The 26,080-nt window shown below is 64.0% G+C and carries 23 protein-coding genes; 9 read left to right on the forward strand and 14 right to left on the reverse strand.

Annotated elements, in window-relative coordinates; translation table 11 throughout:
* Positions 1 to 2: 2 nt before the first annotated feature.
* Genes BES08_RS19575 through BES08_RS19605 form a run of 8 tightly spaced genes read right to left on the reverse strand, consistent with a single transcriptional unit; the run spans position 3 to position 6,050 of the window.
* Positions 3 to 773, reverse strand: a complete 771-nt coding sequence (locus BES08_RS19575; RefSeq protein WP_036524997.1) for an alpha/beta fold hydrolase — start codon at positions 771 to 773, stop codon at positions 3 to 5.
* Between the two features lie 3 nt (positions 774 to 776).
* Positions 777 to 920, reverse strand: a complete 144-nt coding sequence (locus tag BES08_RS33705; RefSeq protein ID WP_172705185.1) for a hypothetical protein — start codon at positions 918 to 920, stop codon at positions 777 to 779.
* Between the two features lie 25 nt (positions 921 to 945).
* On the reverse strand, positions 946 to 1,731 hold the full coding sequence (gene benD, locus BES08_RS19580; protein WP_069709379.1) for a benzoate diol dehydrogenase BenD: 786 nt from the start codon (positions 1,729 to 1,731) through the stop codon (positions 946 to 948).
* A 10-nt stretch (positions 1,732 to 1,741) separates the two neighbouring features.
* Complete coding sequence (benB, locus tag BES08_RS19585) at positions 1,742 to 2,257, reverse strand: benzoate 1,2-dioxygenase small subunit (protein WP_008832820.1); 516 nt, start codon at positions 2,255 to 2,257, stop codon at positions 1,742 to 1,744.
* Positions 2,254 to 3,603, reverse strand: a complete 1,350-nt coding sequence (locus BES08_RS19590) for an SRPBCC family protein (RefSeq protein WP_008832821.1) — start codon at positions 3,601 to 3,603, stop codon at positions 2,254 to 2,256. Before BES08_RS19590 ends, benB begins: the two co-directional genes overlap by 4 nt.
* A gap of 25 nt (positions 3,604 to 3,628) precedes the next feature.
* Positions 3,629 to 4,549, reverse strand: a complete 921-nt coding sequence (locus tag BES08_RS19595) for a dioxygenase family protein (RefSeq protein WP_008832822.1) — start codon at positions 4,547 to 4,549, stop codon at positions 3,629 to 3,631.
* Positions 4,550 to 4,596: 47 nt separating this feature from the next.
* On the reverse strand, positions 4,597 to 4,887 hold the full coding sequence (gene catC, locus BES08_RS19600) for a muconolactone Delta-isomerase (protein WP_008832823.1): 291 nt from the start codon (positions 4,885 to 4,887) through the stop codon (positions 4,597 to 4,599).
* 5 nt (positions 4,888 to 4,892) lie between these two features.
* Positions 4,893 to 6,050 carry a muconate/chloromuconate family cycloisomerase gene (locus tag BES08_RS19605; protein ID WP_008832824.1) on the reverse strand — a complete coding sequence of 386 codons (1,158 nt, stop codon included), beginning with the start codon at positions 6,048 to 6,050 and terminating at the stop codon, positions 4,893 to 4,895.
* Between the two features lie 145 nt (positions 6,051 to 6,195).
* Between BES08_RS19605 and BES08_RS19610 the strand changes: the two genes are divergently transcribed.
* The gene (locus tag BES08_RS19610) at positions 6,196 to 7,119 is read left to right on the forward strand and encodes a LysR family transcriptional regulator (RefSeq protein WP_008832825.1); all 924 of its coding nucleotides are present in this window, start codon (positions 6,196 to 6,198) and stop codon (positions 7,117 to 7,119) included.
* A 124-nt stretch (positions 7,120 to 7,243) separates the two neighbouring features.
* Positions 7,244 to 9,490 (forward strand): FdhF/YdeP family oxidoreductase, encoded by a 2,247-nt coding sequence (locus tag BES08_RS19615; protein WP_069709380.1) that lies wholly within the window; start codon positions 7,244 to 7,246, stop codon positions 9,488 to 9,490.
* 132 nt (positions 9,491 to 9,622) lie between these two features.
* Here the strand turns inward: BES08_RS19615 and BES08_RS19620 are convergent, their stop codons facing one another.
* Both BES08_RS19620 and BES08_RS19625 read right to left on the reverse strand, forming a co-directional pair.
* Positions 9,623 to 10,402 (reverse strand): hypothetical protein, encoded by a 780-nt coding sequence (locus BES08_RS19620; RefSeq protein ID WP_008832827.1) that lies wholly within the window; start codon positions 10,400 to 10,402, stop codon positions 9,623 to 9,625.
* Between the two features lie 110 nt (positions 10,403 to 10,512).
* Positions 10,513 to 11,757 (reverse strand): S8 family serine peptidase, encoded by a 1,245-nt coding sequence (locus BES08_RS19625; RefSeq protein WP_069709381.1) that lies wholly within the window; start codon positions 11,755 to 11,757, stop codon positions 10,513 to 10,515.
* An 86-nt stretch (positions 11,758 to 11,843) separates the two neighbouring features.
* Between BES08_RS19625 and BES08_RS19630 the strand changes: the two genes are divergently transcribed.
* Both BES08_RS19630 and BES08_RS19635 read left to right on the forward strand, forming a co-directional pair.
* Entirely contained in the window at positions 11,844 to 12,353 is a 510-nt protein-coding gene (locus BES08_RS19630) for an RNA polymerase sigma factor (protein WP_008832829.1), read from the forward strand.
* The gene (locus BES08_RS19635; RefSeq protein ID WP_008832830.1) at positions 12,350 to 13,138 is read left to right on the forward strand and encodes an anti-sigma factor; all 789 of its coding nucleotides are present in this window, start codon (positions 12,350 to 12,352) and stop codon (positions 13,136 to 13,138) included. The genes BES08_RS19630 and BES08_RS19635 overlap by 4 nt, the downstream gene beginning before the upstream one ends.
* Before the next feature lie 20 nt (positions 13,139 to 13,158).
* On the opposite strand, the gene BES08_RS19640 is transcribed toward BES08_RS19635, so the two are convergent.
* Together BES08_RS19640 and BES08_RS19645 are read right to left on the reverse strand one after the other, a co-directional pair.
* Positions 13,159 to 14,241: a glycosyltransferase family 2 protein gene (locus BES08_RS19640; protein ID WP_008832831.1), complete on the reverse strand. Its 1,083-nt coding sequence runs from the start codon at positions 14,239 to 14,241 to the stop codon at positions 13,159 to 13,161.
* Positions 14,234 to 15,391, reverse strand: coding sequence for a glycosyltransferase (locus tag BES08_RS19645; protein WP_069709565.1), 1,158 nt, complete (start codon positions 15,389 to 15,391; stop codon positions 14,234 to 14,236). The genes BES08_RS19640 and BES08_RS19645 overlap by 8 nt, the downstream gene beginning before the upstream one ends.
* Positions 15,392 to 15,554: 163 nt before the next feature.
* Here BES08_RS19645 and BES08_RS19650 point away from each other — a divergent pair, with 163 nt between their 5' ends.
* The 4 genes from BES08_RS19650 to BES08_RS19660 are packed head-to-tail and all read left to right on the forward strand — an operon-like array spanning position 15,555 to position 21,688.
* Entirely contained in the window at positions 15,555 to 17,711 is a 2,157-nt protein-coding gene (locus BES08_RS19650; protein WP_197524485.1) for a GumC family protein, read from the forward strand.
* The gene (locus tag BES08_RS31955; protein ID WP_083274773.1) at positions 17,701 to 18,840 is read left to right on the forward strand and encodes an acyltransferase family protein; all 1,140 of its coding nucleotides are present in this window, start codon (positions 17,701 to 17,703) and stop codon (positions 18,838 to 18,840) included. The genes BES08_RS19650 and BES08_RS31955 overlap by 11 nt, the downstream gene beginning before the upstream one ends.
* A complete protein-coding gene (locus tag BES08_RS31960) occupies positions 18,837 to 20,231 on the forward strand; it encodes a glycosyltransferase (RefSeq protein ID WP_081798956.1) in 1,395 nt (464 codons plus the stop codon). The genes BES08_RS31955 and BES08_RS31960 overlap by 4 nt, the downstream gene beginning before the upstream one ends.
* Positions 20,228 to 21,688: a lipopolysaccharide biosynthesis protein gene (locus BES08_RS19660; RefSeq protein WP_036524987.1), complete on the forward strand. Its 1,461-nt coding sequence runs from the start codon at positions 20,228 to 20,230 to the stop codon at positions 21,686 to 21,688. Before BES08_RS31960 ends, BES08_RS19660 begins: the two co-directional genes overlap by 4 nt.
* A gap of 139 nt (positions 21,689 to 21,827) precedes the next feature.
* Here BES08_RS19660 and BES08_RS19665 read toward each other — a convergent pair whose 3' ends face one another.
* Positions 21,828 to 22,544: an SDR family NAD(P)-dependent oxidoreductase gene (locus BES08_RS19665; protein ID WP_008831894.1), complete on the reverse strand. Its 717-nt coding sequence runs from the start codon at positions 22,542 to 22,544 to the stop codon at positions 21,828 to 21,830.
* Positions 22,541 to 23,554 carry an NADP-dependent oxidoreductase gene (locus BES08_RS19670; RefSeq protein ID WP_008831895.1) on the reverse strand — a complete coding sequence of 338 codons (1,014 nt, stop codon included), beginning with the start codon at positions 23,552 to 23,554 and terminating at the stop codon, positions 22,541 to 22,543. The genes BES08_RS19665 and BES08_RS19670 overlap by 4 nt, the downstream gene beginning before the upstream one ends.
* 153 nt (positions 23,555 to 23,707) lie before the next feature.
* Here BES08_RS19670 and BES08_RS19675 point away from each other — a divergent pair, with 153 nt between their 5' ends.
* Positions 23,708 to 26,032 carry a TonB-dependent receptor gene (locus BES08_RS19675; protein ID WP_036524984.1) on the forward strand — a complete coding sequence of 775 codons (2,325 nt, stop codon included), beginning with the start codon at positions 23,708 to 23,710 and terminating at the stop codon, positions 26,030 to 26,032.
* Positions 26,033 to 26,080: the final 48 nt, after the last annotated feature.

Here is a 26,080-nt window from a genome sequence, read left to right on the forward strand (position 1 = left end):
GCTCAGTCCTGGAGGAAGGCGATCATGCCTGAGGCCAGTTCGGCGGGAGCCTCCAGCGGTGCAAGGTGTGCAGCCTCGATCGACAAATGCGCAGCGCCGGGGATGCGGGCAAGCAAATATTCGCCATGCCCTTCGAACGGCGTCGAGGTATCGCGCGTGCCGGTTACCACCAGAGTGGGCGCGGCGATGCCGGAGATACGCTCGGCTAGATACATGTCGCGGATCGCCGCCCCGCAGCCCGCGTAGCCTTGCGCGTCCATGCCAAGCAATTGACGACGCACGGCTTCGTAGATCGCGGGTTCGGCCGTGTCCGACAGAAAACGCCCCATCGCAAGATCGGCGATGGCGGCCATCCCCTCACCGCGCACTTTCGCGATACGATCGTTCCACGAAGCGCTGTCCATCGTGGCGGACGTGCAGATGGGGATGAGCTTTTCAATCCGCTCGGGCGCGGCGACGGCCAGTTCCATCGCGATTATCCCTCCCAGCGAGACGCCCGCGACACTGAAGCGCGCAAAACCTGCCGCGTCCGCGCCTGCAAGCACATCGGCGGCCAGCATCGCCATCGAAAAGTCACCCGGTTCGGCAATTGACGCACCATGGCCGCGCGCGTCGATCCGCAGCAGCGCGAAGTGTTCGCGCAGAAGTGGCAGCACCGCGTCCCACAAATCCATATCGGTGCCGATGGAGTTGAGCAGCACCAGCGCAGGTGCGTCGTCGCGGCCGTCGCGCTTCCAGTAGAGGCTGGCGCCTGCAGCTTGAGTGAAAGGCATAGATCAGTCCTCAGGTGCGATGGTGACACGCAGGCCGTCGAGCGCCAGGGTCATGGCGATCAGGCAGGACAAGCGCGAGAAGTCGGTGCGATAAGCACCGATGGCGGTTTCGTCGCCCGAGCGGGTGACGGCGATCAGTCTGGGCACCTATCCATGTCCTATGAAGCTGGCGTCAGCCGATATCGCCACCAGCCACCGGCAGGACCGATCCGGTCACGTAGCTGGCCTCGTCCGAGGCGAGGAAGAGGATCGGCGCGATCTGTTCCTCCAGCGTGCCATAGCGTTTCATGAAGGCGGACGAGGTGACCTGCGCCACCGCCTCGGCCATCCAGGCCTGCTCCTGCGCGTTGTCGCCCTCGGCATTGCGGGCGACGCGGCGCGCGGGCGCGCTGGTGCCGCCGGGCGCGGTCGCGACGACGCGGATGCCGGCTTCGGCGTACTCCATGGCGAGCGCCTGCGTCATGCCGTTGATCCCACCCTTGGCCGCCGAATAGGGCACCCGGCGAATGCCGCGCGTGGCGTTGGACGAGAGGTTGACGATCGTACCGGATCCCTGCCCCAGCATGACCGGCAGCGCCGCATGACAGCAATAGAGCGTCGGCATCAGCGAGCGGCGGATTTCAGCATCGATCTGCGCCGGCTCGAACTCGGCATACGGGCGCATGCGGATCGCGCCGCCGACGTTGTTGACGAGAATGTCGATGCGCCCGAACGCCGCGACGGCCGCCGCCATCGCCTCGGCCGCACCCTCGTAGGTTTCAAGGTCGCATTGCACCGAGACGGCCTTGCCGCCATCCGCGACGATGGCCTGCTCCACCTCGGCGACGAAATCGGCTCGGTCGACGAGGACGACGCTTGCGCCCTCCGCCGCCGCGCGTGTGGCAACACCTGCCCCGATACCCTGCGCGGCGCCGGTCACGACCATGACCTTGCCTGCGAACCGTCCTGCGAAGATCACTGCAGCCTCCTCAGACGTGGTAGACGTCGATGACCTGATGAATGTAGTCGTCCTTGAGAACGATCTTCTTCTTCAGGATCTTCGGGACGTCTCCAGCCGTATCCAGCGTCAGGAAGGTGGTTCCGAAGAACTGCTGCGTCTGCTGGTAGCGGTGGCTGAGCGTGTGCCAGTTGTAGCGCAGGTCGATCGCACCTTCGCGCGTCTCCAGCACCTCGACATTGGCGATGAAGTGCGAGGTGCGCGCTTCAGGCGTGCTGGCCGACGAACGCTCGGTGTTCAGGCGGTAGACCCGGTCCTCGAGCCCTTTGCGGTTGCCGTAGTAGATCAGCGAGATCTCGGTCTGCGGGTTCGTGGTCAGCGCATCGTCGTCGGTCCACGCGGGCATCCAGTATTCGGCATCCTGCGAATAGCATTCCAGCCATTCGTCGAACTCGCGGTCGTCGAGCAGGCGCGCCTCGCGGTAGAGGAACGCGCAGATCTCGGCATAGGACAGCGCGGCGGCAGTGTTTTCCAGAACGAGGGTCATTCCGCAGCCTCCAGCATCGGTTCGGCGTCCTTCGCCATGCCGTCGAGCATGATCTGCGCCCAGAACTCGTGCTGGCGCACGAAGAGGCCCTCGTCCTCGCTACGCTCGCTGGAGAGCAGCGGGTTCATGCCCATCGCCTTCGCATTGGCGTCGGGGCCATGGATCCAGCGCGTAGCGCCACGGCTGAGATCGTTCCACAGTTCGCCTGCGCCTTCGTAGGCGGACTGGCAGCTGCGGAATTCCTCGAGGTCGTCAGGCGTACCCATGCCGGTGACGTTGAAGAAGTCCTCATACTGGCGGATGCGGTGGGCACGATCCTCTGCGTTCTCCCCCTTGGGCGCGTAGCAGTAGATCGTGACCTCGGTGGTATGGACGTCGATCGGACGCACCACGCGGATCTGGGTGGAGAACTGGTCCATCAGGAACACGTTGGGATAGAGCGCTAGATTGCGCGTCTGTTCGAGAATGAACTTCGCCTTGTCCTCGCCGAGCCGTGCGTCCAGCGCCGCCTTGTGGCTCCAGATCGGGCGCACTTCGGGGTTCAGCACCTGCGTCCAGAGCAGGATATGGCCATGCTCGAAGCCGTAGACGCCGCTTGCCGGAGCCTTCGACCAGCCGTTGGCATCGACTGCCTTGGTCCCGCCTTCGGCACGCCGGCCCATGGTGGACTGGTAGTTTTCGTGAACGGAGCTGACGTGGTAACCGTCGCAGCCGTTCTCCATCTGCATCTTCCAGTTGCCGTCGAAGGTGTAGGTGGAATTGCCGGTCAGCAGTTCCAGCCCCTCGGGCGCCTGGTCGACCATCTGGTCGATGATGACTTTCGCTTCGCCCAGATGCTCTTCCAGCGGGAGCACATCGTGGTTGAGTGAGGCGAAGATGAAGCCGCGATAGCTTTCGACGCGGGCGCGCGTCAGGTCGTGCGACCCTTCATGGTTGAAGCTGTCCGGATAGGCGCCGGTGCTGGCGTCCTTGGCGCGCATCAGCGAACCGTCGGTCTTGAAGCTCCAGCCGTGGAAGGGGCACACGAACAGCGGCTGGTTCCCTCGCTTGCGGCGGCACAGCTTGGCGCCGCGATGGGCACAGGCGTTGACGACGCAGTTGAGGCCGCCGTCCTTGGCACGGGTCAGGATCACCGGGGTGCGCCCGATCCAGGTCGTGAAGTAATCGTTCTTCTTCTCGACCTGGCTTTCGTGGGCAACGTAGACCCAGTTGCTCTCGAAGATATACTTCATCTCGAGTTCGAACAGCGCCGGGTCGGTGAAGACGTCGCGGCGGCAGCGGAACAGGCCGGTCTCGGGGTCGTCGACCACGGCGGTCGCAACGCGGCTCATCAGGTGTTCGTGCATGATCCTGTCTCCCGTGTTCTGGTTGTCAGACGGTTTCGGCTTCCGGAGCAGGCGTCGCTTCGGCGCGGGTGCGCGAGGAGAAGCCCTCGTCACCGGCGTCGTGGGCGCGCTGCAGTTGGAAGTCGAACTGGATGTAGGCGCTGTCACCCTGGCGACTGGGCACTGGCAGCAACCCTGCGCGGGTGCCGAAGGCGAAGTCGTCGGCCGCGAAGGGATCGTCGCCGAAGTTGATCTGCGTCGTCAGCGTGCGGTAGCCCGGCGCCTCGATGAAGAAGTGGACATGGGCCGGACGGTTGCCGTGGCGGCCCAGCGCCTGCATCAGCTTGTCGGTCGCGCCCTCGGGCGGCACCGAATAGCCGCTCGGCTGGTTCGAATGGAACGCATAGCGCCCGTCGTCGGCCAGCTTGATGCGGCGGCGGTTGTTGAACGGGGTCTGTTCGCCGGTCGGGTCGAAGTGCGAATACCAGCCCTTCGAGTTCGCGTGCCAGACGTGAACGATGGCGTCCTTGACCGCTTCGCCATCGGGGCCGGTCACGGTGCCTGTCATGTGCAGCACGGTGGTGCCCTCGTCGGGATCGACACTGAGGTTGGCGTTGCCTTCCACGAGCGGCGCACCGGCGACGTAGAGCGGGCCTTCGATGGTGCGCGGCGTGCCGCCGGTGAGGCCGGCCTCGGCGTCCTTGGCGTCCATGTAGAGGTCGAGGAAGTGCTCGAGGCCGGTGCCGGGGACGATCAGGCCGATCTCACCTGCGCTGTCCGACAGGTACTTCATCGCCAGCCAGAACTCGCTCTCGGAGACGTCATGCCTGACGATGAGTTCCATCACGCTTTCAGTAAGGTCGCGCACGATCGCCTTGAGGCGCGGGCTGCCGCCGCTCTCGTTCACGCCGGCGGCGCGGTCGAGCAACTGCTGGATCTCGGGGGTCTTTACGAAGCTGGTGTCCATTTCATTCTCTCCCGTAATTCTAGGCCCGTTATTCCGGGCGGTGGCGATCAGCGATCGTCGTCATGGATGGAGGAAGGGTGGCGGCACAGCGGCGTCACCTTCATGGTCATGAAGGGGTACAGCGGCAGTGCCATGAGCGTGTCGTGCAGCGCGGTGTTGCTCTCGACGTCGAAGATCGAGACGTTCGAGTACAAGCCGACCTTGCGCCAGATGTGGCGCCAGGTTCCCGCGGCCTGGAGCTTCTGGAAGTAGGCCTTTTCCTCGGCCTTGATCCGCGCCGCTTCGGCGGGATCGAAGCCCAGGGGAATGTTGACGTCCATTTCGACCATGAAAAGCACGGGGGTCAGGCTCCTGCGTTGACGGCGTGAAGGGCGGGCGCGGTCCGGTCGCGCCGGAAGAAGGCGAGCTTGTCCTCGTCGAGGCTGACGCCGAGGCCCGGCGCAGTCGGGACCGCCAGCGAGAAGTCGGCATAGGCCAGCGGCTCGGAAAGGATTTCCTCGGTCTGGAGCAACGGACCGAACAGTTCGGTGCCCCAGGCGAGTTCAGGCAGGGTCGCGAAGACATGGGCCGACGCAATGGTGCCGATCCCGCCTTCGAGCATGGTGCCGCCATACAGGCCGATACCCGCGGCCGTACCGATCGCGGCGACTTCGGCGGTGGCGAAAAGGCCGCCCGATTGGGCGATCTTGAGCGCGAAGACGCCCGCGGCATGGCTCGCAGCGATACGCAGCGCGGAGCGGGGGCCATGAAGCGCCTCGTCCGCCATCAGCGGCACCGCCTGCGTGGTGGACAGCCGGGCCATGCCAGCGACGTCGTCCCCGGCGATCGGCTGCTCGACGAGATCGCAGCCGACATCGGCCAGCATCGCCATGCCCAGCTTGGCCTGCGCCTCGCTCCAGTTCTGGTTGACGTCCACCCGCACACTGGCCCGGTCGCCGAGCGCCTTGCAGATGGCGCCGACATGGGCCACGTCGTCGCGCACGTCGCGCTTGCCGATCTTGAGCTTGAAGATGCGGTGGCGGCGCGCCTCCAGCATGGCCTCGCCCTCGGCGATGTCACGCGCGGTGTCGCCGCTGGCGAGCGTCCAGGCCACTGGCAGGCTGCCGCGCACCCGGCCTCCGCCGATCAGTTCGGACACCGGAACCCCGAGCCGCTTGCCTGCCAAGTCGAGCAGCGCCGTCTCCACCGCGCACTTGGCGAAGTGATTGCCGCGCACGCACTTGGCGACTTTGGCCATAGTCGCGCCGACTTGCGCGATATCGCAGGTTTCCAGCACCGGGACGATGTAGGTGTCGATCGCGGACTTGATGCTCTCGGGGCTCTCTTCGCCATAGCTGAGGCCGCCGATCGTGGTGCCCTCGCCCAGTCCCTCGACGCCGTCGGCGTCGATCAGCCGAACGATCACCATCGACTGCGCATGCATGGTAGCCATGGCCAGCACGTGAGGCCGGATCGTCGGCACATCGACGATGAAGGTATCAGCGCGGCTTAACATAGCCATTGCAGCGACTCTCCCATATGCTTAGCTTTCATGGGACAGATATGCCTGCGCGATACTTCTATCAAAGATCAATGCGGTCAACACTACATACCTGTTGGGTATATTGCAGCCCGAGCGATGCTAGAGGGAGGGTTTAGATCTCGTGATGGACATGCGCCTCCTGCGTTACTTCGTGGCGGTTGCGGACGAAGGTAACTTCAACCGGGCGGCAGAACGGCTGCACATCGCCCAGCCACCATTGTCGCGCGCGATCCAGCAGCTGGAGGCTCACGTCGGCGCCCCGCTGCTCGACCGGTCGAGCCGGCCGCTGCGGCTGACCGCGGTGGGACGGCTGCTCCATGCCCAGGCGCTGCAGATGCTCGCCCGCATGGAAGACGTGGAGACCATGGTGAAGGCGGCGGCGACCAGTCGGCGCCGGCGCCTGGTCATCGGCTTCGTCGCCTCCACCATATACGCGCGCCTGCCCGAACTGATCCGCGAATTCCGCAAGGTCGCCGAGAACGTCGAACTGGTCATGGTGGAAGCGACGACGCTCGACCAGATCGCCGCCCTCAAGGACGGGCGTATCGACGTCGGCTTCGGTCGTATCCGGTTCGAGGATCCGGCAGTACGGCGCATCATCCTGCGCGACGAAAGACTCATCGCCGCCTTCCCGACGGATCACCCGCTCGCGAACGGCGAGGAGCCGATCTCCCTGCGCGAACTCGCCGACGAACCGCAAATTCTCTACCCGCGCGCACCGCGCCCCAGCTATGCCGACCAGGTGATCTCGCTCTTCCGCGACCATTCCATCGAACCGCGCGTGGTCCACGAGGCGCGCGAACTGCAGATCGCCATCGGCCTCGTCGCGGCGCAGGAAGGCATGGCGATCGTCCCGGAATCGGTCCGCCGCGCCCGCAGCCACGACGTCGCCTTCCGCGAACTCGTGGAGCCTGCGACCTCGCCGATCATCATGAGCCACCGCCCCGGCGACCGCTCACCCGAACTGGCGCTCATGGCCGCCGTCATCGCGCGCAAGTATGCGCAATGGGGCTACGAAGTGCCCACCGCGCTGATAGAGGACCTCTGATGGTGCCGCTCTGTGCTGCGCAGCATGCAACCAGGTCCGCGCACAAAGCATACTCCTGTACCGTCGGATTTTCCGACGCGGGATGCTAAACCGGCCGCGCCACCATGCAGCGAGTACCAGAGTCATGAGCGAAACGCGTGAACCCGAGAACCGCCCCCAAGGCATTAGCGACTACACGGGGCCGGCCGGCGGCTGGGGCGCTCTGCGCGCAGTGGCGCGTACCGTTCGCGAGCAGATGAAGGCCAGCCCCGACACGCGCGCGCTCCTGCAAATGAACCAGCCCGACGGCTTCGACTGCCCCGGCTGCGCCTGGCCCGATCCCCGGCACACCTCCTCGTTCGAATTCTGCGAGAACGGCGCCAAGGCCGTTACTTGGGAAGCCACCGTCAAGCGCGTCGATCCCGACTTCTTCGCGCGCCACACCGCCACCGAACTGTGGTCCTGGAGCGATCACCAGTTGGAGGACGCGGGCCGCCTCACCGAACCGCTGCGCTACGATGCCGAGACCGACCACTATGTGCCCATCACATGGGACGAAGCCTTCGCCCGCGCGGGTGCATCGATGCAGGCCCTCGCCCACGCCGACCAGGCCGAGTTCTACTGCTCCGGCCGCGCCTCCAACGAGGCCGCGTTCCTCTACCAGCTCTTCGCGCGCGAGTTCGGGACCAACAACTTCCCCGACTGCTCGAACATGTGCCACGAGGCGACCAGCACCGGCCTGCCCAAGTCGATCGGCATCGGCAAGGGCACGGTGACGCTGGAGGATTTCGACCTCGCCGACGCGATCTTCTGCATCGGCCACAACCCCGGCACCAACCACCCGCGCATGCTCGGCACGCTGGCCGCCGCATCGAAGCGCGGCGTGCCCATCGTCGTCGCCAACCCGATGCGCGAGCGCGGACTCGAACGCTTCAAGTCGCCGCAGCATCCCACCGAAATGCTCTCGACCCATTCCACCCCGCTCGCCTCTGCCTACCATCAGGTCCGCATTGGCGGCGACATGGCGATGCTCAAGGGCATGATGAAACTGGTGGTTGAGGCCGACGCCCTAGACCACGCTTTCATCGCCGATCACACCGAAGGGCTGGACGCGCTCAGGGCCGATCTCGATGCCACCAGCTGGAACTGGATCGAGGTCGCCTCCGGCCTGACGCGCGATGCCATCGAAAGCATGGCGCAAGTTTACATGAAGGCGGAGCGGGTGATCGTCTGCTACGGCATGGGGATCACCCAGCACAAGCACGGCACCCAGAACGTGCAGGCGATCGCCAACCTGCTGCTACTGCGTGGGCAGTTCGGCAAGCCGGGCGCGGGCATCTGCCCCCTGCGCGGCCACAGCAACGTACAGGGCGACCGCACCGTCGGCATCACCGAACTGCCGACCGAGGACATGCTGCAGCGTCTCGACGACGCTTTCGGCATCGCCGCGCCCCGCCATCACGGCCACAATGCAGTCGAAGCCCTTGCCGCCATGCGCTCCGGACACTCGAAGGCGCTGATCTCGCTCGGCGGCAACCTCGCCGTCGCCATGCCCGATCCCGAGGCCTGCTTCGCCGCGGTGCGCGGGCTGGACCTTTCGGTCAATATCCTCACCAAGTTCAACCGCACTTGCCTGCTGACGGCGAAGGAGACTCTGGTGCTCCCCTGCCTCGGCCGCACCGAGTTGGACGTACAGCAGGCCGGGCCGCAGTGGGTGACGGTGGAGGACAGCATGTCGATGGTCCACGCCTCACGCGGGAAACTCAAGGCGCCCGGCCCCGACGTGCGCTCCGAGCCGGCGATCGTTGCCGGGCTGGCGCAGGCGGCGATGCCGCACACCCGCATCGACTGGGCCGCGCTCGTCGCCGACTACGACCGCATCCGCGACGGCATCGAGGCCGTTTATCCCGACTTTCGCGACTTCAACATTCGCGTGCGCGAGCCGGGTGGATTCCGCCTCACCATCGGCCCTGCGACCCGCACGTGGAAGACACCGACCGGCAAGGCGCAGTTCATCGCGCACCCCCACGCCGAGGAACAGGTCGAGCGCTCGCTGCTGCTCACCACGATCCGCAGCCATGACCAGTACAACACCACCATCTACAGCCTTGACGATCGCTATCGCGGCGTCACCGGCCGCCGCGACGTGATCTTCGCCAACGAAGTGGACCTTGCCATGCTGGGTCTGGCCGAGGGCGACAAGGTGGACGTCACCACCCCGGCCGGGCGCACATTGAAGGGCTTCACGCTGGTCCGCCATGCCATCGCGCGCGGCTCGCTGGCGGCTTACTATCCGGAGGCCAACTGCCTTGTGCCGCTGGACAACTATGACCCCGCGAGCGGCACCCCGGCCTACAAGTCGATCCCGGTCACCATCCGCGCTGCCGCCTGATCGCACGCATGAGAACGCCCCCGAGAGTGAGTGGTCTCTCCCGGGGGCGCAGGCCGCCGCGTCATCGGTGGGGGATGGAAGCGACGCGGCGGTGTTAGGCACGCCTTTCTGACGAAGGCTTATCTGCGGAACTTACTGGTCGCGGCTGGTGCTGGCACCGAGGCCGACCGAACCATTCGCACCGCTCTTCGAAGCCGAACCGCTGCCCGAGCCGTTCACGTTGGCGCTGCGCTTGCCCGCCTGCGCGTTGGCAGAACCATTACCCGAACCCGAGGCTGAGCTGTTCGCCGCGCTGGACGCCGCATCGCGGGCCTGGCTGCCGACCGCCTGCGCCTTCTCTGCCGCGGCCGAGCGGGCTGCCTGAGCCGTCCCGGTCGCGGTGCCCGCAACCTGCGAGGTCACGCCCGAAGTATCAGGCAGGCTGCCCGAACCGGCGAGATTGCCCGCACCCGAAGCCGAGCCGTTCGCGCCCGATCCCGTCAGTGAACCGGCGAGCGAGCCCGTGGCCGAACCCGTGCCGGTTGCCGAACCGCTACCCGCCGTCGAGCGGGCGGAGTCGACGAGGCCGCTGGCCTGCGAGCGGGCGCTATCGGCTGCACCGGTCACCGCCGAGGTATCCGGCGCCGAAACCGAGGGCTTGGTCACGGACTTCCTGGCGTGGCCGCTGGCATTGCCCGAGGCCCGCGACGAAACGCTGCGGCTGGCGCGCGAGGCGCTGATGTCGCCCGCACCGCCCATGGTCCCGTCGATCGAGCTGCCGACACCGCCGATGGTGCCGCCCAGCGAGCCGCCGAGGCCACCGCCGAGCGATCCGCCAAGGCCGCCACCGCCCAGCAGTTGGGCATTGGCCACGCCTGGCGCGGCGATCAGGGCAAGAGTTGCGATGGCGGTCGTAAGTGAGAGCTTGTTCATGGGATTTGCTCCTTCCTTGTTGTCGTTGGCCCCGTCCGGGGTGTCTGATGGAAGGAACGGATGGCCATTTCGCTTTCATCCATGGCCGATGAAATTATTTCAGATTTTTTCTAAAGGCCCGATCGGCAGATGTTGCACAACACGCCGCGTCCGGTTCGGCGCTGCCCCTTGATGGCTTCGGAATCCACGGCTTTCAGCGCCTCTGCGGCACTTCTGACGAGTGCCCGCCGCGCCGCGATACGCGACGCCACCAGCGGCGCAGCATAGGACGTTCCGCGCAGCGACTGACGGCCCTTGCCCGGCACCAGCGCCGACATGTCCGCTCCCGGCGCGGCATAATCGAGGTGCGAGGCACGCCCCGCCTCGATCAGCACGCGTCCCGATCCGTCCACGCCTGTCACCGCAATCACGCCGGGATAGGACGCCGGAAAGGCAGGCGGAGCAGCCGCGCCGTCATTGCCGACCGCCGCCACCACCGTCATCCCCTTGCTCTGCGCCGAAGCCACCGCCCGCGCCAGCAGCGGGTTGGACGGACCGACCAGACTGATCGACACCACCGGCACGCCCTGCACCTGCATCCACCCCAGCGCCCTTGCGATCGCCAGCGCATTGCCGCCCGCCGGGTCCGCGCCATAGACATCGGCGCCATAGATACGCGCAGTCCCCGCCCCCGTCAGAAGCGAGGCGATCGCGCTGGCATGGTCGCTTGTTTTCGGCGCTCCCGCCGCGAAGCCACGCTGCGAGGCAAGCCGCGTCGAACCACCGATGCCGCCGTCGATGACCCCGACAGTGCCGCCGCGTGGAAGCGCGCCGGATACCGCCTTGCCGTCCTGCGTGGGGGTGCCACCCGAAGGAAAATGCAACTGATCCGCGCTGATCTCCCGGCCAGGAAGGGTCTTTCGCAAGTCCTCCACCGATTTGGCCAGAGAGGCGCCTGACGGCACCTCGAGGCGCGCAAAGCGTACATCGAGCCCTTCCAGCGCACCTTGCTCGATCACATTGTACCCCTGCCGCCGGGCCGTATCGAGCGCCGCCTCGTCGGGGTCCAGCATCAGCACTTCGCCCCGCACGGCAGGCTGGTGCTGCTCGTCCCACTCGACCCGGTCGCCGTGATCGGCGACCAGCCGGGTGAGCCGCCGCACCCGCTCGTTCGCCAGCGCGCGCACGTCGCTCACGATCCGCCCGACGGGCTCTATCACCGGCCCGGCAATGTCGCCGAGCGTATCGCGCACCCGGCCCACGGTCCCGGGCAGGTCCATCGGCAGCCCACCACCGAGCTGCGCTTCGACCGGCACCGACGGCGCGGCGAGAAAGATGGCGGCAATCCCGGCCGAAAGAAGGGTGCGATTTCTCATCGATCCATCCGATAGCAAAAATTTCGTGGCATTCAGGGATGAAACGCGGCAGTCGGTCCGTTTCATCCTGCGGACAAGACATTTCGATGAACGCATCGACGAGCCAAGACCGTTTCTGCGAGGAACTCACCGCCCTGCTGCCGCGCCTGCGGCGCTTCGCGCGGGGCCTCGCCCGTGATGCGGCCGACGCCGACGACTTGTGCCAGCAGACGGTCGAGCGCGCGCTCAAGTCCCGCCAGTCGTGGCAGGACGGCACGCGGCTTGACGCTTGGGTTTACAGGATTATGCGCAACCAGTGGATCGATGAAGTACGGGCAAGGACGCGGCGCTCGCAGACCTTCACTCACGAGGAGGAAGGCGCCAACGTCGGCACACCCGGTGATCGCGATGCCGAGAACATGGTCGAACTGGGTAATGTCGGCCGCGCCCTCGCCCGTCTGCCCGACGACCAGCGCGAAGCGGTAGTGCTCGTGCTGGTCGAGGGCTTTGCCTACAAGGAAGCGGCCGAAATCATCGGCGTGCCGCAGGGCACGCTCACCTCGCGGCTCGGGCGTGGCCGCGAGGCATTGCTGCGCGAACTCGGAGAAATCGCATGACCGTGAGCGAGGAGGAATTCGCCGCCTACGCCGATGGCGAACTGTCCGGCGCCGACGGGCAGCGGGTGGCCGATGCGATTGCCGCCGACCCCACGCTTTCGTCGCGACTCCAGGAGCAGCAGCGCCTGCGTGCGCTACTGCGCGGCCACTTCGATCCCGTCGCTGAAGAGCCGGTGCCGGAAAGCCTGACCCTGATGATCGCAGCCGCTGCGGCAGAGGACGTCGAAGCGGAGATGATCGACGCCAAGTCGGACGAACCCGCCCGGATTCTCGATTTCACCGCCGCGCGCGCGCGCCGGGACAGGCAGACCCGCGCCGCCAGTTCGCGCCGCTTCACGCTGCCGCGCTGGTCCGGCATGGGAGCAGCGATCGCCGCCTCGCTCGTGCTGGGACTGTTCTTCGGAACGCGCATTGCAGATGACGGTGCCGGTGTGACTTCAAGCGGTGCGCTTGTGGCGACAGGCATGCTGGCCAGGGGCCTCGACGAAAAGCTCGCGTCCAGCGATGAAACCGGCAAGCTGCGGATTCTCACCAGCTTCCGGCGCAGTGACGGCGGTTATTGCCGCGTCTACGACGCCGGCGCCAGTTCGGGCATCGCCTGCAAGGACAGCGAAGGCTGGGTCCTGCGCCGGGCGATGACTAACGAGGCCACCACGCACGGCGAATACCGACAAGCCGGCTCGGCCGCGGGAGATCTCATGGCCGCGGCGCAAGCGATGGCCTCAGGCGATCCGCTTGACGCCGCGCAAGAACGGGCTGCGCGCGCAGCACGGTGGAGCAAATAGGGCTGCGCCAGACCGGCTGATCAGGTAGCCTGTGCCACCCGCAGCGGTGTTTCATCCATCGATGGCTCATCGGGCAATGGATCGAGCCTTAGCGACGATGGTGACGGCGGCATCCTGCGCCTGCTCAGCGCCTCACCTATGAAGCCCAGCGACCAGCCAGCATGCATCGTCATCGCGGCAATTCCGGAGCAGGCCGCACATCCCGATCGCGCGCGCATGCCGAGCAACGCCCCGCCGACGAGCGACACCGCCAACCAGCATGACATAGGTATTGCCAGCACCATCGCTCCGAACCCGAAAGGCGCCGCCGCAAATGCGCTCAGTGCAGTGGCGATTGCCGGCAGCACGCCGATCGGCAGCATCTGGCGCAACTTCAACGGTGCCGGATGTCGCTTGAGATTGCGCGCGCGACCCTTGCCGTAATTGCGATACTGCCTGAACAGGGCGCTCACGGAGGCACGAGGGTGGTAGACGATCGCAGCATCCGGCTCGAGCCAGATGCGGCCGCCCGCGGCGATAAGCCGGCGATCGAGTTCGGAATCCTCGTTAGCGGCAAAATCCTCGTCATATCCTCCCACCATCATGAACAGGACGAGGTCGAACAGGGCGTGGTGGCCATGTTCGACCCACTGCCCCCTTCCGACGTGGCGATGCACGGCGCCGCCTGTGCCCAGCACGGAGTTCTGCGCCGCAGCCGCCGCTTTCTGGAAGCATCCCGTCCCCCGTGTGGTCATCGGCACGACCACCGAGGTCGCCCGCATGCCCTGCGCCGAAAGCACGAGGCGTGGGACGAACTCTTCCGGGTATCGCGCATGTGCGTCGATCCGCACCAGCCAGCGACGTCCGGCGCCATAGCGGCGAGCCGCCAGGTTTACCGCCGCCCCCTGCATCCGTTTGGGATTTTCCAGCAGCACCAGATTATCGTGCCTGGAGGCGAGATTTCTGACGATCTCCCTGCTTCGATCGGTACTTCCGCCATCGGCCACCACGACCAGCGCACCGCCCACATTGCGCAGTAGCTTCGCCAGCAAGGCGGGCAGGTACGCTTCCTCGTTCAGGCAGGGTACGACGATGAGCATGTCGGCACCGTCGAAATCAGGCACGGACACGCCCTAAGATGGCCTCGGCTATGGCACGGCGCTCGGAAAGGGCCTGATGAAGCGCGCCATCCGGCAAGGCGGCAATGGCGAGCTGCATGCGCCATCGCTCATCGGCGGTCAGCCCCAGCAATCGATCGGGCAGTTCGCTGTCCGCATCGTCCAACAACAACCCGACATCACGGCGCGCCAGCCAGCGCCCGGTTTCGACGCTTTTCAAGGCGATGGGTATCGCGCCATGGGCCAGGCCTTCGTAGAGCCGGTTGGGCAACAACCATTCCGAATTCATCCCTTCCTCGAAATAGTCGATGGCCCAGACGAAATCGACACCGGTATAAAGGTCTGCCAGGTCTTCGGGGCGATAGGCTCCCAGGTATCGCATCCGTGGGATCTTCGACACTTCCGCTTCGAAATCGGGGAATTCGGCAGGACTGGCGATGCCGGCGATCACCACTTCCACGCGCCCTCTCGCCCGCTGTGCCAGTTGGGCAAGGTGCGTGAAGGTCCGGCGGCAGCGCAGCATTCCGAACCACCCGATGACAATGGGGGCGTCACTGGAGGATCTAGGCGAGGGAGGCACGCTGGACCGCGAGCGGGACACTTTGTTCTCCACCAGTATCACGCCTTCGGAGCGCCGTTGCCTTTTCGAAAAGTAGCGATCCGCGAACGCCGGTGAACTCACGATCACCAGGTCCGTGCGCGCCAGCAACCACCGCTCCAGCCACCTGAGCATACGGGATTTCCAGCCCCCGCCGAGCATCAGCCGATGGATGTCCAGGCACTCGTAGACCAGACGCTGCTCGCGCCGGCGCACACGCCACGCGAGCACGAGCATCTCAAGGTTTCGGGCGACGATCACCGAAGCTCCGTAGCAAAGCTCCCGAACCGCTGCCGGATCAAGAAGATGTCGCGCCACCGCCGCCGCACGCTGCATCAATCGCGCATCCATGGTGCGGCCCAGATCAACAGTGCGGCGCAGATCAAGCACCCGATGCGCGATGTCGGTGTCCATCACCGATGCGCGCCTGCGAAAGCCGCCAAGAGCCACCGCCAAACCCTCTCCCAAAAGCAGATCGACTCTCCGATGAACGGCGGTGTCGTCCATGTCATGCACGAGATACGCCACCGATGCCCTGACAGTTTGATCCAATTCCATCTGAAAACCCCGAAACTCCATCTCAAAATGGAGCGAAATTCTGTTTCCAGCGACGGGGCGTATCGGCATTATACCTAGGACGACCGCAACGCTTTACGGACGACATGCTTAGGCATTGCTGCATATGCCTCAATGTTTAGATGATCCTATTTGGAGCAACGCCTTGAGCAACAGGATTCATGGCGCCGCAGCGGATGAAATATCCGTCCGGGCAACCGCTCGACTATTTCCCGAGGCGTCTGAAATAGGCGCGCTTTTCTTCAGGCGCAGGTGGGCTTTCGCTTCGGCCTTCGTGATCACTCTGACGATCGCCGCAACCATACTGGCCTTGCTGCCCCGCACCTATACCGCCACAAGCACGCTTCTGCTGGAGCCGCGGCAGGCGGAACCGGTGAAGATCAACGACCGCGGCTTCGTGGCACCTGCGGATGACAACCTGATCGACACGGCGGTGCAAGTGGTCCGCTCGCTGGCATTGACACTGGACGTGGTGCGCCAACTGGGTCTCGCACGCACACGCGAGTTCGGCGGCAAGATCGATACCGCCGCATCCGCGGCAGAGCGCGAGCGCCGGACGGCCGAAATCCTTCTGGCGCAAAGTCATGTTCGGCGTGTTGGTGTGACATATCTCGTCGAGATTTCGGTCTCTTCCACCGACCCTGTGAACGCGGCAAGGATCGCCAACGCGCTGGCAGGGCGCTACATCCAACTCGACAGCACCAAGAAGCAACTGCGCAACAGCCAGTCCGCGCGCTACGTCGAAGGACAGGCAAGCACTCTGCAGCGCCAGGCGGTCGCCGATGATGCGGCGCTTCAGAACTACATGATCCGCAACAATCTCATGAGCGCGCAAGGCGCGACCATGGCCGAGCAGGAAGTCTCCGAACTCAATCGCCAGATCGCGGACTCGCAGGCGCAACTGGCCGAACAGCGCGGAAAGCTGAGCGCTGCTCAGACCCAGATCGCGCGCGGTGGAGGCGGGGCCGATACCGGCAGCGCGCTTGCGTCGGAAACGGTCAGGCAACTGCGGCAGCAGGAAGCGCAGGCCAGTGCCCGCCTGGCCCAACTGGATGCGCGTTATGGAGCGCTCCATCCCGACGTGGTCGAAGCTCGCGATGAACTTGCCGACGTACGCAGTCAACTCGGTGCCGAATTGACGCGCATCATCTCCGGCCTGCGCGGCGATGTGCAGATTGCGGAATCCCGGCTTGGTTCATTGCTCGCAAGTCGCGCACAGGCGAAAGGCTCGCTGGCCCAGAACAGTTCGGCACAAGTGGGCCGCCTGGAACTCGAGCGACGAGCCGAGGCAAGCAGGGCGATCTACAACGCCTACCTCACGCGTGAAAAAGAGACCGCGCAGGTCGGCGCGTTGCCCAACGCAGACGCGACGATCGCGTCTGTGGCACGTGTACCAGATACCCCTTCCTCACCCCGCTATCTTCTCGGTGCGCTTGCCGGGCTGGCAGCAGCAGCGATAGCTGCCTGCCTGACCATGGCGGTCGCGGAATATCTGGAAGATACGGTCGCGACCTGCGCCGACATCGAGACGGGCCTAGGCGCGGTCTATGCAGGAGCCATTCCGACCCTGTCCTCAGCAACTCGTGCAAAAGCGGAAAGCATCCTGCCTCAGGACTATGTGACAATGCGGCCGATGTCGCTGTTCACGGAAAGCCTTCGTAATCTTGCAACCTACCTTGGACTCACGATGTCGGACGGCACGGCCAAAGTCCTCACCATCACATCCGCTCTTCCCCGGGAGGGCAAGTCCACCACTTCGATGTGCCTGGCTCGAACCTTGGCCATCGGCAAGCAGCGTGTCGTGCTGGTGGACGCCGACGTACGCCATCACTCGACTTCCGACGCCCTGTTACCCGGCAGGAATGCCGAAGGGCTGTTCCGTGTTCTGGATGGTACGATCCGGATCGACGAAGCGCTGGTGCGCGAAGATCGTACCGGCTTGCATATCTTGCCAACCCTCGGCCAACGGAGCTCGGAAGACCAGATAACGGAAGATGCCATGGCGCGCCTGATCGCTGGCCTGAGGGAGGGTTTCGACATCATCATCATCGATTCTGCACCTGTTCTGGGCGTGGCCGAAACACGGATGGTATCCAGGCTATCGGACAAGACTCTGGTCATCGCACGCTGGCGCCGAACGCCGGAAAAAGCGGTGCGGACGACTCTTGACCTCCTCGCTCAAGGGGGCGGCAAGGTGGGAGGGGTTGCGCTCAGCCTGGTGAACATCAAGGAATTCGCCAGCGCGGGGCTCACCGACGCATTTGGCTACCACAAGAAATTCAAGGGCTACTATGTCGACTGAGGACACTGTAGCCCCCCAGCGCTTTGCTGCGCTGGACGCACTACGCGGCATCGCCGCGTTTTCGGTTTTGTTTTATCACTTACGTACTCTTGCGGCACTAGGGCGGCCGGCCGCAGCGGGCTCGCTGTTCGCAAGCGGCTATCTGGCAGTGGATTTTTTCTTTGTACTAAGCGGCTTCGTGATTGCCCATGCTTATGGAACCCGGCTTCGAGAAGGCATGGGATTGCGCGAGTTCTTGGTGATGCGTTTTGTACGCCTGCAACCCGTCATGGCGATCGGGACGCTCATCGGACTCTCGCTCGCATTGAGCCGGAGCCTGTTCAGTCCCGATCAAGGCCCCGGTCTGTTCGCCATCGTTACCGGATTACCAGCCAACCTGCTGATGCTGCCTAACGTGTTCGTTCCGTGGGGCATATTTCTTTTCAATCCGCCCGCATGGTCACTGTTCTACGAACTCGTGGCAAACGCGATATACGCGGCAAGGCTGACACGAACGCGGCGATCCTCTGCTCGCAAAACGGCGATCGGCTTGCTGTGCTGGATGGTACTGGGTCTCGCGGGGTTGCTCCTATCGGTAGTTATTTTCGGTGACCTTGATCATGGAGTGGTATTACAAGATTGGTTCGTTGCATTGTCGCGGGTATCGTTCTCGTTTTCTTTTGGCGTAGTGCTTGATGGCACCCGGAGGTACTGGGTTCCAAAGGTGCCATGCATTTCGACTCCTGTTCTCCTGATGATCTGTGTCTTAATTTTGATCCCTGATTTTGATGGGCGTGCGAGAGCGGCTTACGATCTGGCATTTGTAATGATTTTTTCACCATTACTTGTAATGCTTGGGGCAAAATCAATACCTTCGCCAGCCAACCGTGCAATTTTAGATTGGCTAGGAGCAGTATCTTACCCGATATACGCGCTACATGCGCCCATTAAGCACGTGATGGAGGCTATATCCAACTTCCAGTACACGCTTACACTTCCTTTATGCGCCTTATTTGTTGTTATATCAGCATCAATAATCACAAAAATTGATTCAATATCTCGAAATTATGCCAATAAATTTATAGATAAAAATTTGGAATTTCATTCGCATTCGAAATCACATTCTCTGAAACGTATGCAAAATATATGAATAATTTTATGCTATCCAGCGCGCAAACATCATTAGCATTTTTTCTGCACCCGAAAAAATTTTTTCTGGATTTTATCTCATTTTCCGGAAATTTCATCAATAAAGATAACTCTTACCGAAATCGTATGCCTTCAAAAGGCGATATTTTCTTCATAAGTCGGCAAAGGATCATCGGCCGCACGAACGGCAGCAGCGCGTATCTGCTGGATCTCGCTGACGCGGCCAAAGGTGCCGGGTTTACGCCTCACCTGTTGCAGCCGTCTCCAGATCTTATGGGACGATGGCCGGTCATGCGCTTACGGCCTGAAATGAGTGTGTTTCACTCGCATGAAATCCGCAGCGTGCTGAAATTGGGATCATGGGTCATATCACTCGATCCCGGCGTTTTTCGCGATGCCATTCTCGCCATCATGATCCGATGGTTTCGGCGTGCGGGACTGACCGCAACATGGCTGAAAGATCGACCACGCCCATATTCCATAGCGGCCGCGTGGCGAAATTCCGACCGGTCGTTCGTGATCAGGCACGCCAGAGCGCGCGCGGACCTTGTCATCGCCGACTATGCTTTTCAGGCGGAAGCTCTCGACCTCCTGCCCGACCTGCCCGGCGCAATCGTGATGCACGACTTGTTCCATCGCCGCAAAATCGCATCCGGCGGCCGCGATTCAGTATGTCACCTCGATCGCGATCAGGAAATTGCACTATTGCGCCGCGCCGACGCAGTCCTGGCGATCCAGGCCGACGAGGCCGGCTTCGTATCCGAACATGTGCCCGCGGCCAGATCGATACTGGCGCCAATGGCAGTCCGTCCCGTCGAGGCCGCGCAGCCAGGAGCGACCGGACGCCTCCTCTTCGTGGGAAGCAACACCGCGCCCAATGTCGTCTGTCTCGAATGGTTCTTCGAAAACGTCTGGCCAACCGTCCGATCAAGGTCTCCGGAGACAACGCTGGATGTCGTCGGATCGGTGGCCCTCGCCTTTCCTGGAAGAGCACCAGAAGGGGTCAGGTTCCACGGAATAATTGACGATCTTGCCTCGATCTACGCGGCGGCGGCAGTCGTGATCTCGCCGCTGACATTTGGGTCGGGACTGAAGATCAAGCTCGTCGAAGCGATGGCGCAAGGCAAGGCCGTGGTTGCTACCAGCGTGACTTTGCAAGGTGTGGAGCACGAATGCCGGCCCGTCATACGTGTTGCGGACGAAGCGCAAGCATTCGCCGAAGCGGTATTGTCGCTTGAGGATGAACAACACCGTCTGGCTCTGGGCACCGCTGCATTATCGGCGGCCAGAACGCACTTTTCTCCACAAGTCTGCCATGCCGCGTTCATCGCGTGGCTGGAGGACAATCGCCCCGACCTGGACGCCGATCCAAAAGTCCGAAACCGATCATGAACAGAATTTCGCCTGACGTCGCGAAGCCGCTGTTCTGGTCCACGGCTTCAAGCCTCGGGACGCAAGCGTTGTCGTTCCTGACCTTTGCCATTTTGGCACGTTTGCTGGGAGCACCTGCATTCGGGCTTGTCGCGATGGCGGCCCTCGTCATCGACTTGTTGCTGACGCTCAGCACCATCGGCATGAATGAAGCAGTGGTTCAGCGCCGCTCACTTACCGAAGAAGACGCCGACACCGCGTTCTGGGCCAACCTGGCATGCGGACTTCTATGCTGCGTCGTTACTGTCGCCGCCGCCCCGCTGCTCGCACGATTATTCGACCAGCCCGAACTCGCCCCCATCGTCGCTGCGCTCGCATCGATCTTCGCGATCACCCCGCTCGGAACCATACACACCGCGCGCCTGCAGCGTGAACTGCGCTTCCGCTCCGTGGCTGCAAGAAGCCTTGCCGCTTCTTTGGCGGGCGCGCTGGTCGGGTTGCCCCTTGCCTTGGCCGGATTTGGCGCGTGGGCTCTTGTCGGACAACGGATCGGTGCTTCTGCCGCCATGGCTGTCAGTGCGTGGATAAGTACCGGCTGGATGCCAAGGCCGAGGTTTAAATGCGCCGCCTGCCGCGATATGATGCGCTTCGGGGTTCATCTGGGCATCGCCGGCACGCTCAACCAGATCAACATCCGCAGCGCCGAGGTCATATCCGGCATTCTCGTCGGCCCGGCGGCCGTTGCATTCATTCGGGCCGGATCACGCATCGTCGAGGTGTTGAACCAGGTTACTTATGCGCCGTTCCAGCAGATCGCCCTGCCCGTTCTGGCGCGAACGGCACACGATCTTCAGGCCATGCGAACGACGTATCTGCGCATGAGCCGGTTGTCGGCGTTCGTCATGTTCCCCGCCTTCTTCGGCACGCTGGCTCTGTCACGTCAGGTCGTGGACCTTGTCTTCGGTCCGGGATGGGAACCCGTGGCCGACGCGATCCGGATTTTCGCGTGCGCCGTAGTTCCTTCGCAGATGAACACCCTTGTCGTGGCGGCCATCGCCTCGGCAGGAGAATCCCGGACCGTTCTGGCATGGACCTCCACGCAGATCGTGCTTGGTCTGGCGGCCGCGGCAGCGGTCCACGACTGGGGGTGGCAGGCCATGTTGATGACGGGAGTGGTTCGTGGCTATCTCGTTCTGCCTTATGGCCTCTATTTGCTGCGCAAACGCCTGGAAATTCCGTTTCGCGACGTTTTCGCAAGCCTTAGGCCCGCGCTGACCAGCAGCGCACTCATGGTTGTGCTGATACTTGCATGTGTGCGGACGAGCGAAGCGTCCATATCGCCACTGGGGATCATAGCCTTCGCATTGCCCTCAGGGGTCGTGACCTATGTCGGTTCATACATATGGCAGGACCCTGCCATTCTTGTCCAAGCGCGGGACATGCTTCGCAGCAGGTTGTGCAGGAACGCGCCGCGCTGACCTTTTATCGACCGATCGCAGCGCCGTCGGCTCGGCGTGCCGGACCAACCCGCGAACATACGGCGGGAGGGATTGCGGCGGATTTATCTCGCCAGGTCCCGATCGGCTTTGGGTCTTGCTCCGTCCCCACCTTTGGCGATCAATGCCGCACCATCGCGCCACCATCCACCCACAGGCCATGGCCGGAAACGAACCGCGCGTCCTCGCTGCACAGGAAGGCCACGACATCGGCGATGTCCCCGGCTTGCCCGAGGCGGCGCAGCGGGGCCTTGCCTTCCCAGAAGGTACGGTATTCCGGCATCTGATCAAAAGCGGGAGCCGTCATCGGCGTGTCGATGGCGCCGGGCTGGACGCACGTGGCGGTGACGCCGAAAGGCCCCAGCTCCGCTGCGACGGACTTGGTGAAGCCCAGCACTGCGTGCTTGGATGCCGAATAGGCACACAGGCCCTCATCCCCATATGTCGAGGTGGTCGAGCCGATCGTGACGATGCGCCCTGCCCCGTGTGCTTTCAGGTGCGGAGTAGCCTCGCGCACCAGACGGAACACGGCGACGAGGTTCACGTCGAGCACGCGCTGGAAGTACGCGTCGTCATGCCCCTCCAGAGGATGGAAGGCGCTGATCCCGGCGCAGGGGACAACCGTATCCAGCCCGCCCATCCGCTCTATCGCGGCGGCGACCAGCCGCGCATTGGCATCCGCTTCGGTAAGGTCCGCGATGAAGTCCACCTCGCCCTGGATGTCGGCGGTGAAGACTTGCGCCCCGTCCGCCGCCAGCCGCGCGGCGACGGCCGCACCGATGCCCGAGCCTGCTCCGGTAACGATGGCCCTGCGGCCCGCCAGCCTGCCCGCGCTCATGCGATCTTCAACACCAGTTTGCCGGTATTCGCGCCGGAGAACAGCCGCATGAAGGCCGGGTAGGCGTTCTCGAGCCCTTCCTGCACGTCCTCGTCGGCGCGCAGTTTTCCTTCTGCCAACCATTGCGCCATCTGCGCGCCGCCTTCAGCGAAGCGGTGCGCGTAGTCGGCGATCAGGAACCCGTGGATCGTCGCGCGCCGGGCCAGGATCTGCCACAAGTTGCGCAGGCCCAGCTTTTCGGGCGTGTTGTATTCGGCGATGAGGCCGCACAGGACGATCCGGGCGTGATGCGCAAGGGTGAAGACTTCCGCCTCCAGCACCGGGCCGCCGACGTTCTCGAACACCACGTTGACGCCGTCGGGAGCGGCCGCCGCGATCTCGGAGACGAGGCTCGCGTGGTCCTTGCCCTTATAGTCGATGGCGGCGTCGAAGCCGTAGTCGTCGATCAGGCGGCGGCACTTTTCCGCACCACCTGCGATGCCGACCACGCGGCAGCCCATGATCCTGCCGATCTGGCCGACGGCCGAGCCTACGGCGCCTGCCGCGCCCGAGACCAGCAGAGTCTCACCCGGCCGGGGCTTTGCCACTTCCGTCAGCCCAAAGTAGGCCGTGAGCCCGACCGCGCCGAGTGCGGACAGGAAGTTCGACGGCGACGCCACGGCCTCTACATCGATCGGCATCGTGAAGCCGCCGGGCATGGCGACGGAGTAGTCCTCCAGTGCGTTGAGCCCCATGACCCATTGGCCGACCGCGAAGTCCGGGTTGTCCGAGGCATGGACCACGCCCACCGTCGTTGCGCGCACCGGATCGCCGAGCGGGATCGGCGGCATGTAGCTTTCCGTATCGTCCATCCATCCGCGCTGGGCCGGATCGAGAGAGGCGTAATGGTTGCGCACCACGATACCGCCGGGCGGCGGCGCGGGGACAGGTTCGGTCACCAGCATGAAGTCTTCGGGAACGGGTTCCCCTTCCGGCCTGCGCGCAAGCAGGAATCGCCGGTTCTCGGCCATGGCATCGATCTCCTCTATTTATGCGAGTGGTCCGATTTCGGACGCAAACCTGCACCTGTGCAAATCGACAGGTAGGGCGCGAAACGATCCGATGCATAGTGACCACCGGAAGACGGCCTCACAGAATCGCGGCCGCACCGGGAGGATAAACTGATGGCATCCGCACATGTTCGCGGAGCGCGGAACACCGCGCTCATCAAGCTCGCACTCGCATCCAGCGCACTGACCTGTATTTCGGCACCCGCCTTCGCGCAGGACGCCGCCCCGCAGGCGGCCGACACCGCCGTGGTCGATCCGAACGAGATCATCGTCTCGGCCCGCCGCCGCTCGGAAACGCTGCAGGAAACCCCGATCGCGATCACCGCCGTCAGCGCGGCGATGCTTGAGAACAAGGCCTCGGCCAACATCGGCGACCTGCAGGGCGCCGCGCCGGGCCTGCTCATCACCCAGCAGAATTCAGGCGCGCAGGCGGCCAACATCTCGATCCGCGGCCTGACTTATGCCGACATCGAGAAGTCGCAGACCCCGACCGTCGGCGTCGTGGTGGACGGGGTGACGATCGGCACCAACACCGGCCAGTTGCAGGACGCCTTCGACATCGCCCAGATCGAAGTGCTGCGCGGGCCGCAGGGCACGCTGTTCGGCGCCAACACCATCGGCGGCGTCATCAACATCACCCGCACCAAGCCCACCATGGAGCCCGGCGGCAAGGCCGAATTCACCTACGGCCGCTGGAACACCTGGGCCGGCAAGGCCATCGTCAACTATGGCGACGGCGAGACCTGGGGCATCAAGGGCTGGTACTTCCACAACGAGTCCGACGGCTTCTACCGCAATGCCATCCGCAACACCCGCGCGGGCGGCAGCAAGGCCGACAGCTACGGCGCCAGCCTGCTGTTCGAGCCTGCCGGATCGGGCTTCGACGCCCAGCTTTCGGTCGAGAACGTGGTGCAGAGCTTCGAGCCGGTGGTCAGCAACCTGACCAACAGCACCGAACTGTTCTGCGGGTTGATCCCCGCCAACGAATGCGGCCGCAACAACACTACCGACCTCTATACGGTGTTCACCCTGCCCGCCAAGAGCACCTACAAGGCGCCCAACGCCACGCTGCAGATGAACTATGATCTGGGCGGCATCAAGCTCAGCTCGATCACCGGCTGGCGGCACAGCAAGGAAGCGCAGACCCAGGACTTCGACGGGTCGTCGAGCGATCTCTACTACGTCGATCGCCGCCAGAAGTACACGCAGTGGAGCCAGGAACTGCGCGCTGCAGGCAACCTGTTCACCGGGTTCGACTACGTTGTCGGCGGGTACTACTTCCATTCGAAGTACAGCCTGACGCAGTGGACGCGCTTCTTCGGCTTCGATCCGAGCATTCCGCCGATGGAGTTCGATACCAACGCCCAGACCAACGTCGGCAAGACCACCAGCTACGCCTTCTTCGGCGACTTCAACTGGGCCTTCGCCGACAAGTGGCGCCTGTCCTTCGGCGGTCGCTGGAGCCATGACAACAAGAAGCTGACCAACAGCTTCGCCACGGCGGGCCTGATCGGTTCCGGGGACGCGAACTTCACCAAGTTCACGCCCAAGGTCGGCATCGACTATCGCCCCAGCAGCGACGTGATGCTCTATGCCAGCTGGTCGCGCGGCTATCGTTCGGGTGGCTTCAGCCCCCGCGCGGCCACCGCCGCCACCGCGAGCACCCCGTTCCAGCCCGAGACCGTGGACGCCTACGAAGTGGGCGCCAAGCTCTCGGCGTTCGATCGCAAGCTGGAATTCAACGTTGCGGGCTACGTGTCCGACTACAAGGACATGCAGCAGAACCTGACGGTTCCCGGCGGCCCGCTCGGCAACCAGACGATCACCGGCAACGTGCCGGGCGGCGCGATCATCAAGGGCATCGAGGCCGACGCCACCCTGCGCATCACCCCGCAGTTCAAGATCACCGCCTCGACTGCCTACATGAAGTCGCACTTCCGCAACTTCGTGACCTGCGGCGCCTATGCGGGGGGCACGGCGGCGGCCAACAGCTGCGGCGCCGGACTGGTTCCGTTCAACTACTCCGCCAACCGCCTGATCTATGCGCCCAAGTTCACCGGCTCGGTCAATGCCGACTACGAGATCCCGACCAGCTTCGGCAAGGTCGTCGCCACCGCCGGGTGGCGTCACATCAGCCCTTATGACGAGCAGATCTCGCAACAATCCCTGACGCCGACGCTCGACGGCAGCGGCGACGTGACCGGCGTGACGGTCAATGGCAACGATGCCCGCGTGCGTACCACCACGCAGGACCTCGTCGATGCCAGCCTGACCTTCAACTTCGATGTCGGCGACAAGGAAGCCTACTTCCGCGTCTTCGGCCGCAACCTCGCCAACGAGAAGACCACGACGCACGCGTTCACCGTGGCCGGGTTGTTCTCGTTCGGCATGGCACTGGAACCGCGCACGTACGGAGCCACCGTCGGCGTGAAATTCTGACCTGTTACCCCAGCGGGGGAAATGGGGTGTCCGGCGTCAGTCCCTTGG

Source organism: Novosphingobium resinovorum (assembly GCF_001742225.1).
GTDB classification, from domain to species: Bacteria; Pseudomonadota; Alphaproteobacteria; order Sphingomonadales; family Sphingomonadaceae; genus Novosphingobium; species Novosphingobium resinovorum_A.

Excerpts from the sequence above, each read along its gene's own strand:
- BES08_RS19575 (WP_036524997.1), bottom strand. The coding sequence starts at position 773 with ATGCCTTTCACTCAAGCTGCAGGCGCCAGCCTCTACTGGAAGCGCGAC.
- benB (WP_008832820.1), bottom strand. The coding sequence starts at position 2,257 with ATGACCCTCGTTCTGGAAAACACTGCCGCCGCGCTGTCCTATGCCGAG.
- BES08_RS19590 (WP_008832821.1), bottom strand. The coding sequence starts at position 3,603 with ATGCACGAACACCTGATGAGCCGCGTTGCGACCGCCGTGGTCGACGAC.
- BES08_RS19595 (WP_008832822.1), bottom strand. The coding sequence starts at position 4,549 with ATGGACACCAGCTTCGTAAAGACCCCCGAGATCCAGCAGTTGCTCGAC.
- BES08_RS19605 (WP_008832824.1), bottom strand. The coding sequence starts at position 6,050 with ATGGCTATGTTAAGCCGCGCTGATACCTTCATCGTCGATGTGCCGACG.
- BES08_RS19610 (WP_008832825.1), top strand. The coding sequence starts at position 6,196 with ATGGACATGCGCCTCCTGCGTTACTTCGTGGCGGTTGCGGACGAAGGT.
- BES08_RS19615 (WP_069709380.1), top strand. The coding sequence starts at position 7,244 with ATGAGCGAAACGCGTGAACCCGAGAACCGCCCCCAAGGCATTAGCGAC.
- BES08_RS19620 (WP_008832827.1), bottom strand. The coding sequence starts at position 10,402 with ATGAACAAGCTCTCACTTACGACCGCCATCGCAACTCTTGCCCTGATC.
- BES08_RS19625 (WP_069709381.1), bottom strand. The coding sequence starts at position 11,757 with ATGAGAAATCGCACCCTTCTTTCGGCCGGGATTGCCGCCATCTTTCTC.
- BES08_RS19630 (WP_008832829.1), top strand. The coding sequence starts at position 11,844 with ATGAACGCATCGACGAGCCAAGACCGTTTCTGCGAGGAACTCACCGCC.
- BES08_RS19635 (WP_008832830.1), top strand. The coding sequence starts at position 12,350 with ATGACCGTGAGCGAGGAGGAATTCGCCGCCTACGCCGATGGCGAACTG.
- BES08_RS19645 (WP_069709565.1), bottom strand. The coding sequence starts at position 15,391 with ATGGAATTGGATCAAACTGTCAGGGCATCGGTGGCGTATCTCGTGCAT.
- BES08_RS31955 (WP_083274773.1), top strand. The coding sequence starts at position 17,701 with ATGTCGACTGAGGACACTGTAGCCCCCCAGCGCTTTGCTGCGCTGGAC.
- BES08_RS31960 (WP_081798956.1), top strand. The coding sequence starts at position 18,837 with ATGAATAATTTTATGCTATCCAGCGCGCAAACATCATTAGCATTTTTT.
- BES08_RS19660 (WP_036524987.1), top strand. The coding sequence starts at position 20,228 with ATGAACAGAATTTCGCCTGACGTCGCGAAGCCGCTGTTCTGGTCCACG.
- BES08_RS19665 (WP_008831894.1), bottom strand. The coding sequence starts at position 22,544 with ATGAGCGCGGGCAGGCTGGCGGGCCGCAGGGCCATCGTTACCGGAGCA.
- BES08_RS19670 (WP_008831895.1), bottom strand. The coding sequence starts at position 23,554 with ATGGCCGAGAACCGGCGATTCCTGCTTGCGCGCAGGCCGGAAGGGGAA.
- BES08_RS19675 (WP_036524984.1), top strand. The coding sequence starts at position 23,708 with ATGGCATCCGCACATGTTCGCGGAGCGCGGAACACCGCGCTCATCAAG.